This window comes from Mesorhizobium sp. YR577 (assembly GCF_900116595.1).
In the GTDB taxonomy this organism is placed as follows: Bacteria; Pseudomonadota; Alphaproteobacteria; order Rhizobiales; family Rhizobiaceae; genus Mesorhizobium_M.
Genome location: NZ_FPBI01000031.1, coordinates 21,899 through 33,956, shown reverse-complemented (window position 1 = coordinate 33,956; position 12,058 = coordinate 21,899). Strand labels below are relative to the sequence as shown.

At 59.2% G+C, this 12,058-nt stretch carries 14 protein-coding genes and 1 pseudogene; 10 read left to right on the top strand and 5 right to left on the bottom strand.

What is annotated here, in order from left to right:
• The first annotated feature begins 77 nt into the window (after positions 1-77).
• Genes BM413_RS28725 through BM413_RS28710 form a run of 4 tightly spaced genes read left to right on the top strand, consistent with a single transcriptional unit; the run spans position 78 to position 3,908 of the window.
• Positions 78-926 (top strand): alpha/beta hydrolase, encoded by an 849-nt coding sequence (locus tag BM413_RS28725; RefSeq protein WP_210188998.1) that lies wholly within the window; start codon positions 78-80, stop codon positions 924-926.
• A complete protein-coding gene (locus BM413_RS28720; protein WP_091918278.1) occupies positions 923-2,047 on the top strand; it encodes an ABC transporter substrate-binding protein in 1,125 nt (374 codons plus the stop codon). Before BM413_RS28725 ends, BM413_RS28720 begins: the two co-directional genes overlap by 4 nt.
• Before the next feature lie 5 nt (positions 2,048-2,052).
• Positions 2,053-3,123, top strand: coding sequence for a FecCD family ABC transporter permease (locus BM413_RS28715; RefSeq protein WP_091918277.1), 1,071 nt, complete (start codon positions 2,053-2,055; stop codon positions 3,121-3,123).
• Positions 3,120-3,908 carry an ABC transporter ATP-binding protein gene (locus tag BM413_RS28710; RefSeq protein ID WP_091918276.1) on the top strand — a complete coding sequence of 263 codons (789 nt, stop codon included), beginning with the start codon at positions 3,120-3,122 and terminating at the stop codon, positions 3,906-3,908. Before BM413_RS28715 ends, BM413_RS28710 begins: the two co-directional genes overlap by 4 nt.
• Positions 3,909-3,979: 71 nt before the next feature.
• Here the strand turns inward: BM413_RS28710 and BM413_RS28705 are convergent, their stop codons facing one another.
• Positions 3,980-4,201: a hypothetical protein gene (locus BM413_RS28705; protein ID WP_091918275.1), complete on the bottom strand. Its 222-nt coding sequence runs from the start codon at positions 4,199-4,201 to the stop codon at positions 3,980-3,982.
• Positions 4,202-4,872: 671 nt separating this feature from the next.
• On the opposite strand from BM413_RS28705, the gene BM413_RS28700 reads away from it, so the two are divergent.
• Positions 4,873-5,178 (top strand): type II toxin-antitoxin system TacA family antitoxin, encoded by a 306-nt coding sequence (locus BM413_RS28700; protein ID WP_091918274.1) that lies wholly within the window; start codon positions 4,873-4,875, stop codon positions 5,176-5,178.
• A gap of 13 nt (positions 5,179-5,191) precedes the next feature.
• Positions 5,192-5,695 (top strand): GNAT family N-acetyltransferase, encoded by a 504-nt coding sequence (locus tag BM413_RS28695; RefSeq protein WP_244538078.1) that lies wholly within the window; start codon positions 5,192-5,194, stop codon positions 5,693-5,695.
• 1,334 nt (positions 5,696-7,029) lie between these two features.
• Here BM413_RS28695 and BM413_RS28685 read toward each other — a convergent pair.
• Positions 7,030-7,209 carry a hypothetical protein gene (locus BM413_RS28685; protein ID WP_091918271.1) on the bottom strand — a complete coding sequence of 60 codons (180 nt, stop codon included), beginning with the start codon at positions 7,207-7,209 and terminating at the stop codon, positions 7,030-7,032.
• Positions 7,210-7,425: 216 nt separating this feature from the next.
• Here BM413_RS28685 and BM413_RS32830 point away from each other — a divergent pair, with 216 nt between their 5' ends.
• Positions 7,426-7,863, top strand: coding sequence for a hypothetical protein (locus BM413_RS32830; protein WP_139238684.1), 438 nt, complete (start codon positions 7,426-7,428; stop codon positions 7,861-7,863).
• Here the strand turns inward: BM413_RS32830 and BM413_RS28680 are convergent.
• From BM413_RS28680 to BM413_RS28670, 3 genes and pseudogenes are all read right to left on the bottom strand, one after another.
• The gene (locus tag BM413_RS28680; RefSeq protein ID WP_091918270.1) at positions 7,790-8,071 is read right to left on the bottom strand and encodes a helix-turn-helix domain-containing protein; all 282 of its coding nucleotides are present in this window, start codon (positions 8,069-8,071) and stop codon (positions 7,790-7,792) included. The two genes, BM413_RS32830 and BM413_RS28680, sit on opposite strands and share 74 nt — an antisense overlap.
• Before the next feature lie 497 nt (positions 8,072-8,568).
• Positions 8,569-8,827, bottom strand: a pseudogene (locus BM413_RS33870) (hypothetical protein).
• On the bottom strand, positions 8,817-9,008 hold the full coding sequence (locus BM413_RS28670) for a hypothetical protein (RefSeq protein ID WP_091918269.1): 192 nt from the start codon (positions 9,006-9,008) through the stop codon (positions 8,817-8,819). Before BM413_RS28670 ends, BM413_RS33870 begins: the two are co-directional and overlap by 11 nt.
• Before the next feature lie 62 nt (positions 9,009-9,070).
• Here BM413_RS28670 and BM413_RS34070 point away from each other — a divergent pair, with 62 nt between their 5' ends.
• From BM413_RS34070 to BM413_RS28655, 3 genes are all read left to right on the top strand, one after another.
• Positions 9,071-9,541: a GSU2403 family nucleotidyltransferase fold protein gene (locus tag BM413_RS34070; RefSeq protein ID WP_091918268.1), complete on the top strand. Its 471-nt coding sequence runs from the start codon at positions 9,071-9,073 to the stop codon at positions 9,539-9,541.
• Positions 9,542-9,852: 311 nt separating this feature from the next.
• Complete coding sequence (locus tag BM413_RS28660) at positions 9,853-10,671, top strand: SDR family NAD(P)-dependent oxidoreductase (RefSeq protein WP_091918267.1); 819 nt, start codon at positions 9,853-9,855, stop codon at positions 10,669-10,671.
• A gap of 69 nt (positions 10,672-10,740) precedes the next feature.
• Positions 10,741-12,039 (top strand): ABC transporter substrate-binding protein, encoded by a 1,299-nt coding sequence (locus tag BM413_RS28655; protein WP_091918266.1) that lies wholly within the window; start codon positions 10,741-10,743, stop codon positions 12,037-12,039.
• Positions 12,040-12,058 lie beyond the last annotated feature (19 nt).

Here is a 12,058-nt window from a genome sequence, read left to right as displayed (position 1 = left end):
GAGATGCGGGGCGGAACGGTGATCTCTTCCCGTAATGATCGTGGGGAATGGAGCTGTCAAAACTCATTGCTGTCTGGATGCTTTTCATCATGAACATAGCTGCATCGAGTGCTCAGGCAACCGGGATCACCGTTCCCGCAACGGAACAGTTTACACTCACAGCGTCGGCCAATGGCCGGCGCTACCGGATATTCGTGGCTCACCCACGCGACGCCGCGCCGGCGCAAGGTTACCCAACTATCTATCTGCTGGACGGCAACGCCACCTTCCTGATCGGAGCGGAAGCCGTGCGCCTCCAGACGCGCAAGCCAAAAGGTTTTGAGCCGGCTGCACTGGTTGCGATCGGCTATGAGACCGACGAACCTTTCGATGTCGTGCGCCGCTACTTCGACTACACGACGCCGTCGTCGCCCTCCGCTCTGCCGCCGCGCAAGGTGGACGAACCCTGGCCGAAGCTGGGCGGGGCGGACGCATTTCTCGACTTCATCGAACACGATCTGAAGCCGGAGATCGAACGCCGCCTGCCCATCGACCGAAGCCGGCAGACCCTGTTCGGCCATTCGCTCGGTGGGTTCTTCACCTTGCATACCTTGTTCACGCGATCTCATTTGTTCTCCACCTACATCGCCGGCAGTCCATCGATCTGGTGGAACAATAGCGAATTGCTTGATCGCGCCCGTGACTTTGTCGCCAGCTCCCCCGATCTGGAGGGCAAGAAGCTGTTCATCGGCATAGGCGCAGACGAGCTCGACGATATGGTGGCGGATTCTCGCAAGATGGCCACGCTGCTTGCACCCCTGGCGGCCGACGGGCTGACGTTCAAGCACCTAGAATTTGCCGGCGAGGAACACATGACGGTTTTGCCTGCGTTGGTCAGTCGCACGATCGGGTCCAGCCTTCTTCATCGCGAAGGGGCTGGACGATGAAGTCGATCCCGATAAAGCTGGCGCTTCAGCGTCTTGCGCTTGTCTTGCTTGTCCTAGCCTTCGCATCGCCTGTGGCCATGGCCGAGGAGATCACGGTCACTGATCTTGCCGGCCGCACGGTCTCCGTACAGTTGCCGGCGAAGCGCATCGTGCTTGCCGAAGCCCGTCAATTGGTAAGCCTCTCTCTTATCGATCGCGATGTGGCCAGGCGCATTGTCGGTACGGCAGGCACGAGGCTTTTCGATCCAGAAGCACGCAAGGCCTATGAGGCAACCTTCGCCGAGTTCGCAGCCGCGCCGAAGCTCGATGACGACGCGAGCAATCTTTCGGCCGAAAAGACGATCGCCGTCGAACCAGATCTTGTGATCCTGAGCGGAAACATAGGCCGCGATCCGCGGTCGCAGGCTTTGGCCGATACGCTCACGGCCGCCGGCATTCCGGCAATCTTCATCGATTTTCGCGCCGATCCCTATGAGAATACCGTTCCCAGCCTCGAGCTGTTGGGCAAGGTTCTGGGCAAGGAAGCCAAGGCCAGGACGTTTCTCGACTTCTATCTCGAACACAGAAGCCGGATCGTCGAGCGCGTCGCCGGCATCTCGGACAGGCCGACAGTCTTCATGGAGATGCAGGCCAATTCCAGGGAACAGTGCTGCATGTCGCCAAGCCGCGCCAATCTGGGCCGGTTCATCGTCGAGGCGGGCGGCATCAACATCGGCGAGGCTGTCGTGCCGGGCGCATTCGGCCCGCTCAGTCCCGAATATCTTCTGGCGCAGGACCCTGACATCTATATCGGCACCGGCGGCCGGCATCTCGCTTCCAGCGGCGGCATAGTGGCGGGGCCGGGGATTTCGGAGGAAGAGGCTCTGTCGGCGCTCAAGACCGTTGTCGCACGGCCGATCATTTCCGAACTCAGCGCCGTGCACAAAGGCGATGCGCACGGTCTCTGGCACAACTTCCACAACAGCCCTCTCAACATCGTGGCACTGGAAGTGCTCGCAACTTGGTTCCATCCGAATGTGTTCGCCGACCTGGACCCTCACGCCACGGTCGAAGAAATCAACCGGCGATTCCTGCCCGTTCCCTTCGAGGGCGCGGCGTGGATTAGCCTGGCGAAAGACTAGCCGATATGAGTGCGCAAATTGTTCAAGCAGCGGCCAGTCACACGCGCGGCACTGCCGACGCCTACGGAAATCTGCTCTGGCGCCGCCGGCTGCTGATCGCCGTGCTCGCTACAGCACTTGCTGCTTCGTTTTTCTTCGATGTGGCTGCAGGGCCTTCTGGTCTCGGGCTCGGTCAGTCCTTCAACGCGCTCTTCGGCCTGGAGGGCGCGACCCGGACACAGGGCATCATCATGTGGGAGGTGCGTCTGCCTCAGGCGCTGACGGCAATCCTCGTCGGGGCGGCGCTGTCGCTTGCAGGCGCCGAAATGCAGACGATCCTCGACAATCCGCTAGCCAGCCCCTTCACGCTCGGAGTTTCGTCGGCAGCATCGCTCGGCGCAGCACTCGCCTTGATCCTCGGTGTCAGTCTCCCCGGCCTGCCAGCGACATGGCTGGTGCCAGCCAACGCTTTCCTCTTTGCCTTCGTGTCGGTGATGATCCTTCAGGCGCTCTCCGCGCGCCGGGGGACGGGGCTGGACACGCTGGTGCTGCTGGGCATCGCCATGGTGTTCGCATTCAACGCGCTGGTGGCGCTCCTCCAATTCGTGGCCTCCGAGGCAGCGTTGCAGCAATTCGTCTTCTGGACCATGGGCAGCATTGCCCAGACCGGCTGGACGAAGATCGCGATTCTGGCCGTCGCCCTGGCAATCGCCTTTCCGGCATCTTTCGCCGCACGCTGGCAATTAACCGCACTGCGCTTCGGAACCGACCGGGCGCGAAGCTTCGGCGTGCCAATTGCGCGGCTGCGTTTCTTCACGCTTCTGCGGGTCAGCATGCTGGCAGCGCTCTCGGTCGCCTTCGTTGGAACGATAGGCTTCGTCGGTCTCGTCGGACCGCATATCGCCCGGCTTCTTGTCGGCGAGGACCATCGCTTCTTTCTGCCGGCAAGCCTGCTGACCGGGGCGACGATGATGTCGCTGGCATCGCTTGCCAGCAAGACGCTGATCCCCGGCGTGCTGCTGCCGGTCGGGATCGTCACCTCGCTCGTCGGAATTCCGATCTTTGTAACGCTCATCCTGAGGCGGCGTGGCCAATGACCGAACGATCGCTGGCTATCAACGGCCTTTCATGCGGCTACCCCAAGCATGTGGTGTTGAAGGATCTTTCGCTTCCACGTAGCTCCGCGGGCAGCGTCACAGTGATAATCGGTCCGAACGCGGCCGGCAAGACGACGCTTCTGCGCGCCATCGCCGGACTTTTGCCAGCCCGGGGCGAGGTGCATTTTGACGGCCGGAACCTTCTTGCTCTTCCGCCGGCCGAGCTTGCGGGTCTTGTCACCTACATGCCGCAAGTGCTGCCGCAAGGCGTCGCCCTGACAACCATCGAGGCGGTAATCACCGCGCTCAGGGTTGCTCCCGACCGGCGAGGGGACTCCGATGTAGCGGTTCACGCAGAGGCCGCCACTGTTCTGAACCGGCTCAACATCGGACACCTCTCGCTCACTCCGCTCGACGAATTGTCCGGTGGCCAGCGTCAGCTGGTCAGCCTCGCGCAGGCGATCGTCAGGAGACCGGCTGTCCTGCTTCTCGACGAGCCGACGAGCGCGCTCGATCCGCGCCACCAGATCGATGTCATGGGCGCGGTTCGCGAGATCGCCATCGAAGACGGCATGATCGTGATGGTGGTGCTGCACGATCTCAATCTGGCGCTTGCCTGGGCCGATACCGTCGTCCTGCTGGTCGATGGAAAAATAGCAGCCGCGGGGCCGCCCGAGCAGGCGGTCACCTCCGCGACACTAGAGACAGCCTATCGCGTCCGCGCGCGGGTTGAGCGTTGCTCGCAAGGCAAGCTGCAGATCATCTACGATGGCAAGGCGGTGTAGCAGGCCATGACGCGTTCGCAATGGCTCGTTAGCGGCACGGACGAGGACGGCAATCCCGTTGAAGTCCATCATCACGGAATGGAAGTGCACTCAATATCCTTATCGCTAAAGGCAATCACGTCATCACCACAGACGATCAGGCGTCGCAAAGTTTCGTTGCCGTCGCCATGTATTTTCTGATCCCGATAGACGGTCGGATAGGTCCAGTGATTGAGGAAAGACTGTTCCGTGCGGGAAAGCAGGAACCTATCTGACTCATTCTGACCTGCACCCCGCACCAGCGGCTCATCCATTCAGCACCTCGGACTATGCTGTAAGCGCGCCATCAATCATAATCTTGACGATTTGCAGATATGGCAAACGCCTCAAAAAGTCTTTTTTCTACCAATCGCAAAAGAGTTTGTGAGAGGAAAAGAGAAGGCATTTAAAGCCTTAGAAACGCGTTATTTGCCGGCTGGCAAGTTCTCCTTGTGATCCCCGAGGAAGCCGAGAAGGTCACCGATACCGATATCATCGGCAACGCATCCGACCTAATAGCTGGCAGTTCGCAACGTACAAAACACTCGCCGCAGATCCTTGGTTTGTGGACGGTGGCTACGAGATGGTACCGTAACTGTATAGAGTGCCTGGCAACTCTTTGGCGCGCCAGGTTTATGCTGGGGACCTTTTCGCCCCCGGTACGTAGAAGTCGCCCGTTGGTTTCGGCTCCCGCTCACGGTGACGATCAGTCTCTGGACGGCACGTCAGTTCCCCAGAACGCCTAGACATAAAGCATGACTAAGATGATCATATTTTATGCAAGGGGCAAAATGCCGGGCATCGACCCGATGTCAGTATCACCGACAACCACCTTAAACGGCAGAAATGCGGGTTTAGGAGCACGGTATCAACCGTCGCGACCGATACCAAGAGAAACCTTGAGATTCCCGGCCATTGGCCGTACATTGTCAGCAGGAGAATGATAATGGCCACCACACCTGCTTTGAACACATCTCGTGGTCGTGTCCGTGGTGAGCGTCTGGAAACGCGCGTCACGGCCGACCAGAAGAGTCTTATAGAACACGCCGCCGCGCTTCAGGGCCGGACGGTGACGGATTTCGTGCTGACCAGCGTGCAGGAAGCTGCACGTCGGGCTATCGAGGAGCATCAGCGCCTCGACCTGTCCCTCCGCGACAGCCAGGCATTCGTGGACGCCCTGATCAACCCGCAGCCGGTCAATGACCGCCTGCGCGATACAGTACAGCGGTATCGCCGGGCCACTGGCGTCTGACGGGTGGAGGAGTTTGCTGAGGATTTCCTTGCGGGTCGAGGTGCTCGGCCCGCAGCACGACCGGGCATCGTTCGATAGCGGCGTAGAGCCGCTCGATCGCTATTTTCGCACCCAGGCGGGGCAGTATGCCCGCAAGAATATGGCGGCGCCGTTCGTGCTGGTACTGCCGGATGGCGCCATTGCCGGCTACTACACGCTGTCGTCGACGGCGGTGAACGTCGATGAGTGGCCGCCTGCGACTGTGCGCAAGCTGCCACGCTACCCGCTCATCCCGGCGACGCTCCTGGGGCGGCTGGCGGTCGACCGACGTCATCAGGGAAACGGCTATGGTCGTTTTCTTCTCGCCGATGCCCTGTTTCGGGCAGTCAGGAGCGAGATCTCCTCCTTCGCAGTTATCGTTGATGCCATCGATGAAAATGCACGCCGTTTTTATGAGCGAGAGAGTTTTTTACCGTTCCCCGATCAGCCCTTGAAGCTGTTCCGGCCGATGAGGGACATAGCTGAACTATTCAACTAACGCGGTTAGGGGGCATTTTGAACAATCCGGGAGAGGCCGAAGAGCCAAAGCGAGCTTTTCCGCCGTCAAGGACAACAGCCAATTTCATGAGCGAGTACCCGACTTGCAGATAGCGCGCGTCGCCTCTACCGCGTCGTTAATCACCTGCTCATCGCGTTGGTAAATGTCCGTAGGTCTGATTTCCTGGTGGTAACCAGACCAGCACAGTGTCTGCATGTGCAAGGTGGCCGATCCCTGGCATATGCCGAGTTTCTGGGAAAGCAGCTTATTCCACACACCGTCAGCGACCAGATCGAAACCGGTCTAGTTCGGAAAATGCCGATCAGGGCGGGACCTGATCCCGGGTGGCGAGGTGGCGATGAGGCTTGAGACAGATGCTCCTGAATCGGGGCCGGCCTGACGTTATGAGATCGTTTTCACCTTTGGTCCGTATCCACTCTTCACTTGGTGAAAGTGAGGGCGCGACTTGTTCATGCTGCATTCGGGAAGTGGCAGTGAGTAACCATGGCCAACAATCCTTAAAAATCAAAGGGTTCGAGTCACGACACCCACCAAGTTGGCCGTGGCCAACCTGGTGATTTTGGTCAGCTGGTTTGCCTTCTTCGTCCGGCAACACCGCGTTCGATGAGTTGGCCGCGGCAAACTTTGATTCGTTTCGGCTTCGATTCCCACCATGTATTCGCGGAATGTCTCGGCGGGGTTGCTATCGAGCAATTCGTTAAGTTCAGAAGTTATACGGCGGATGATCATCCTTGCAATTATGGAAGACAACTCCAGATTTGCAAGGATAATTTGCCGGGCGAAAACGCATTTACACGAGGACGCCATGCCCCCGCAGAGGGGAGGGGATTTTACCGCGCTTTGCCTGAAGACAGCCCGCTTCTGTCTACTGGAAATTCTGGACGAGCGCGACAGCAGAGCCTCGCTAGCTGTGAGCTTTCAATAGGTTGTCCACCCGACCCTGACCGAGAAGACTGAGGTTGTCGAAGCTTCAGTGATTCCCGGAGGATCGGATGAACGTCCATAAGAATGCCCGTCTGACACGCCACGGTCGAGAGCGGACAAACGCCGGGGGCCACTAGGCTGCAATCAATTCATAGGGGCTTGTGACACCGTTCACCTTCTGAATTTTGGGGACCGAAATGAAATACTCACATGCGGACGTTCGCCTGACGAAACTACCGCGGATCGTATTGGTTCGAGGTCGAAAAGTGAGCGTAGATCGAACGGCGATTGAGTTTTGGACGGAGAACCCCACAGGAGCCCTGGTGGCTGTTTGGAACGCGGAAAAACGGTTGTTCCGGCTGCAAAAGCCTAATGAGTAAGACTTGCGTTCAGTCTGCCGCGGCCTCACCCGGGCTTGCTGGAATGTCCCGGATCAATAATTGCCCAAGCACAAACGATGTCTCTCGCAGGAGCTTCTTGATCTGATCTGGTGGGAAACTCTCGAAATGTTCCGAAGCATCCAGCAGTTCGACAACCAGCTCGACGCCCCGCGCGTGAAGTTGTGGCATTGCACCCTCCATAGAGTGGCCGGCACGAAGGGCGGCCCTTGGGGGGGAATCGCGCCGGCCAACGCAGCCGGCAGGGCCCGCTGCGCGGATAGGTAATCACCAAATTCCCAGGCCAGCAAGCGTTTGACGTCATAAGCAAGCGTTATCTAATATGATGGTCCGACGTCCTTCAGCCGAGGTGGTATTATCTTTTCAAAAGGCATCTGCATACTAGCTTTGATCACTCAGCCGTTCGGCTTGGCTGCACCAGCCGCTGCCGATCCGGTATCGGATAGCCGGCGGCTGTACGTCTCGGTGAATGCGCATCACGCCGCGTTGATGGATGTGCTGGCCGCGAAAGCTGCGCCTAAAGTCACCGCTGATCTGATCAAAAAATATGTCTATGCGCCGGGAAACGTTGTCGGAAGCGTGTGGATCGACCGCGCTTTTAGCGAGGGGCAAGAGCGGTATCGGCCATTTTCTGCCTGTCTCGATGCCGACTCGGCCCTGAGTGACCTCTCATCACGCATCATCCTGTCGTCAGGCGGGACCGTTGATGACCTGACGATAGTCAGCGCGGCGGCCAATCTGCGACAGGCGCTTACCGCTTGCGAGGTGGCGATTGAAAAGGCTGATAGCGGCCCTCAAATTGGGACACGGGTTCTTCGGGACTGAAATCGGCCCGCCAAGGTTCTAGCCGGCAGGCTATCGCAGAACAGGCCAGTGCCACCGTTTTTGGGATAACGACAGGCCGTCCATCATCGCGGCGAACGCCACGTTCGTAGTTTTCAATCGCCCATTTGGTTATGCCCAGCGCTGCCCCGGCGTCTTTTTGTGTGAAGCCCATCGTCTTGCGCCAAGCTTTGAAGTCTTCTGGGGTCAAATCAGTGCAATTCCAAGCCGCTCCCTCCTCACGCCGAATGACGCTTACAATGGACCTCCCTCAACAGAGGCCGACGCGGATGGGTTCTGTGGTGAATCGTCCGCGTCGGCCAACGCGGTTTTCCTACCGGTCTGCCGCCAGAAGAGATAATCATCGAATTTCCCGCCATGCCAGCGATTTTTGATTGGAACACTCGCGGCGGTCTCCGCGTTAATTTCGCGCCGCCCATTTCGGTTGCCTGTGGCCATGGCGGCAACCTGCCGGCGTCCCCATAACTCCCCGGCAGCAAAGAGCCCGCCCTCGCTGCCGTCGCGGGGCGGGCTTTTGATCAAAGAAGAGGCTCGACGTACTTGCGCTGGGGTTGGGGCGGGTGGCGCCGAGCCTCCGCTGACACAGTGCTAGCGATGGCCAGACCCCATTATCGACCCGGCGTTCCTAAAATGGGAGACGAATGAAGAGATGACCCCGGTCGCCCAATGTGGGTAGGGGTACGGGCGTCAATCCATATCCGGTACCTCGCCGGCCATAAACAGCGTCGTAGGCTCGCCATACTCACCTATTATCGGGTTGGCCTCGCGGCTCCATGCAATGACGCCAACATGCTTCCCTGCCCCTTCGCTGTTCTGATCGCACGATCCTCGGTCTGCTGCTCCATTGGATCGACGCCGGCTGAAGCTCGCCTTCCACGTCTCGGTCAAACGCCATGACAACGATCAGCTTCGGCGCTTTTTGCTGTGGCAGGGCGTTATCGGACATGATCGCGGGCCGCAGCGTCTTTACGAGTCGACGGGATATACCGAGCCAGCAGATCGCCCAAGACCAACGACGTTTCGCGCAAAAGCTTCTTGATATCGGAGGCGGGCATTTTCTCGAAATGATCGGCTGCGTCTAGAATCTCGACAACCAGCTCAACACCTCGTGCGTGAAGTTGTGGCATCGCATTCTCCAGAGGGTGGCCGGTGCGATGGGGGTTCTGGGGGGAACTTATCGCGCCGGCCAATGCAGCCGGCGGGCCCAGCTACCCCATCAGATAATCACCGAATTCTCTGCCGTGCCAGCGATTTTGATTGGAACACTCGCGGCAGTCTCCGCGTTAATTCTGCGCCGCTCATTCGGTTGACTTTGGCCACGGCCGCAAGCTGCTGGCGTCCCCTTTATTCACCCGAAAGGTACGCAATCCATAAACTCATTGTTGCCAGCCGTCGACGAACGGACAACGACGGTACGGCCAAGAGCCGCAAGGATCGGGCGCAGGCTGCAACCATTATGGAAGTCATGATCGAGCAACGGCAATCGGAAGACCTGGCAGATGGATTTATGGAAGCCTGCGATCGCGGCACTGCGTGGCAGGAAGCGATTCGTAAAAGCATGTCGCAGATCGACGATGACGTTCGCGAAAAAATTCAGTCTGCGCTTGCCAGTGGCATTCGGCACCTAGAGCGGAAGCCTGCTGAATACGGCCTTGCATAGGCAGGCGCACCCGGTCCGCCATGGGTTCGCAGGACGGAAAATTCCCAAGCCCTGCGGTCCAAAATCCGGGAGCACCTCACTTCGGGAAGCGTCGGTTCTGTTCCGCGAAGTCAATCTAGGATGCGCCGCGATTGGAACGGGTATCACGCCGGACGCCCGATGGGCTGCGCTGACCGTAGAGGCACTGCCAGTTCTAGATGCCGATAATGCGCCCGGGCGACGCTTTCATAGCAATATGTCATATTAAGCATCAAAAAAATGATCATGCGTAGCGCTGGCTGTTGCTACCTTCCGATGTGAGGGAGGACGGCATGGCTGCATTGCAGGAAATGTTCAATGTGAGGGGCAGGTCGGTCATTGTGACCGGTGGAGCGAGCGGCATTGGACGCGCCTATGCCGAGGTCATGGCGGACAATGGTGCGCGTGTCTGCATTTTCGATCGTGATGCAGGCAATCTCGATGTGGTTGTGAAAGAATTGCAGCGTGACGGCGCGGACGTCTGGGGCCAGGCTCTCGACGTCTCGGATCGCGCAGGGATGGCGGCTGCCTTCGACGCCGTTGCTGAACGCCATGGTCGGATCGACGTGGTCTTCGCCAATGCAGGCATCGATGCAGGTCCCGGCTTCCTGTCGACCACCGGCGAGCGCATCCCGGAAGGCGCGATCGACGTTCTGGACGACGACCACTGGGACCGAGTCATCGAGGTCAATCTCACTTCCGTCTACACCACGGTGAAACATGCCGCACGGCATATGAAGGCGACGGGGGGCGGACGTATCATCGTCACGTCCTCGATTGCGGCGCAGATCAATGAGGCGATCGTCGGAACCCCCTACATGCCTGCCAAGGCCGGCGTGGATCATTTCGTCCGCCAGATGGCCATGGAACTGGGCGCATTCGGCATCCTCATCAACTGCATTTCGCCCGGCCCCTTCATGACCAATATCGCTGGCGGGAGGTTGAAGATCCCCTTGGATCGCAAGGCTTTCGAGGCGCAATCCCTGATCGGCCGAATCGGCGACACCGAAGACATCAAGGGCCTCGCGCTCTACCTCGCGTCCCCATGCTCTTCCTATGTGACGGGCAGCCAGATCGTCATCGACGGGGGAGCAATGCACCGTATCGCATGACAGTTGCCGCCGGTTCGGGAGAGGCCGGCGAATGACGGGAACATAAACACACTGAGGGAGGAGACCATAATGGACCTGAAGACGAATTTTTCTCAACCGTCGCGCCGTTCGGTGCTGAAGGGTATTGGCGCCGGGCTTGCGGCTTCGACACTGGGCGCGCCGATGGTGGCCCGCGCCCAATCGGCCGGCACGATCAAGATCGGTTTTGTAACGCCTGCAACCGGTCCGCTTGCCCTGTTCGGCGAGACCGACGGCTGGGCACTCGCCAAGGTCAAGGAGGTAGTGAAGGACGGCCTCGAGACAACTGCCGGTCGTTTCGATGTCGAGATCATAATGCGTGACAGTCAGTCCAATCCCAACCGGGCGGCAGAAGTGGCGGGAGATCTCATTCTTAATGAGGAGGTGCACCTGCTTCTGCCTGCCTCGACCACCGATACTGTGAGCCCTTCTGCAGACCAGGCCGAGCTCTACGAGTGCCCATGTCTCTCCACCGGCGCTCCGTGGCAGGCGGTGATCTTCCCGCGCGGCGGCCAGGACAAGCCGTTCAAATGGACCTATCACTTCTTCTGGGGCCTCGATGAGGCGCTCAACACTTTCGTCGGCCTGTGGAACACGATCGACACCAACCGCAAGGTCGGCCTGCTGTTTCCGCAGAACGCCGATGGTGAAACCTGGGGCAACACCAATTATGGGCTGCCGGTACCGACCCAGAAGGCCGGGTTTGAGATCGTCGTGCCAGGTTTCTTCCAGCCGCGCACGAATGATTACTCCGCCCAGATCAGCGCGTTCAAGCAGGCCGGCTGCGACATCATCGGCGGCATCACCTATCCGGACGACCTGAAGACCTTCGTAAACCAGTGCGCGCAGCAAGGTTACAAGCCAAAGGCAGTAACGGTCGCCGCTGCCCTTCTCTTTCCCTCGGGCGTGCAGGCGCTCGGGCCTCTTGGGGACGGCATGTCTTCAGAGGTCTGGTGGACGCCGGCCTTCCCCTTCAAATCCACGCTCACCGGACAGCTCAGCCGCGAGATCGCCGATCTGTGGGAGAACGAGACCAAGAAGCAATGGACGCAGCCGCTGGGCTACAGCCATGCAATCTGGGAAGTGGCGTTGGACGTCTTCAAGCGGTCGTCCAACCCGCTTGATCGCGAGGCCAACCGCGAAGCGCTCGTCGCAACCAAGATGGAGACGCTGGTCGGCAAGGTCGATTTCTCTTCCGGTCCGCATAAGAACGTATCCACCACGCCCATCTTCGGTGGCCAGTGGGTCAAGGGCGAGAAGTGGCCCTACGATCTCAAGATCGTCGACAACTCGGTCAACAAGCTGTTCGAACCGGAGCAGAAGATGAAGCCCATGCCGTGGTCCGCCTGAGACGGACTGCACAAAATCA

Coding starts and splice junctions, on each gene's coding strand:
- BM413_RS28685 (WP_091918271.1), bottom strand. CDS start 7,209: ATGCCACAACTTCACGCGCGGGGCGTCGAGCTGGTTGTCGAACTGCTG.
- BM413_RS28705 (WP_091918275.1), bottom strand. CDS start 4,201: ATGGATGAGCCGCTGGTGCGGGGTGCAGGTCAGAATGAGTCAGATAGG.
- BM413_RS28725 (WP_210188998.1), top strand. CDS start 78: ATGCTTTTCATCATGAACATAGCTGCATCGAGTGCTCAGGCAACCGGG.
- BM413_RS34070 (WP_091918268.1), top strand. CDS start 9,071: ATGCAGCCGGCGGGCCCAGCTACCCCATCAGATAATCACCGAATTCTC.
- BM413_RS28670 (WP_091918269.1), bottom strand. CDS start 9,008: ATGCCACAACTTCACGCACGAGGTGTTGAGCTGGTTGTCGAGATTCTA.
- BM413_RS28655 (WP_091918266.1), top strand. CDS start 10,741: ATGGACCTGAAGACGAATTTTTCTCAACCGTCGCGCCGTTCGGTGCTG.
- BM413_RS28720 (WP_091918278.1), top strand. CDS start 923: ATGAAGTCGATCCCGATAAAGCTGGCGCTTCAGCGTCTTGCGCTTGTC.
- BM413_RS28700 (WP_091918274.1), top strand. CDS start 4,873: ATGGCCACCACACCTGCTTTGAACACATCTCGTGGTCGTGTCCGTGGT.
- BM413_RS28660 (WP_091918267.1), top strand. CDS start 9,853: ATGGCTGCATTGCAGGAAATGTTCAATGTGAGGGGCAGGTCGGTCATT.
- BM413_RS28710 (WP_091918276.1), top strand. CDS start 3,120: ATGACCGAACGATCGCTGGCTATCAACGGCCTTTCATGCGGCTACCCC.
- BM413_RS28715 (WP_091918277.1), top strand. CDS start 2,053: ATGAGTGCGCAAATTGTTCAAGCAGCGGCCAGTCACACGCGCGGCACT.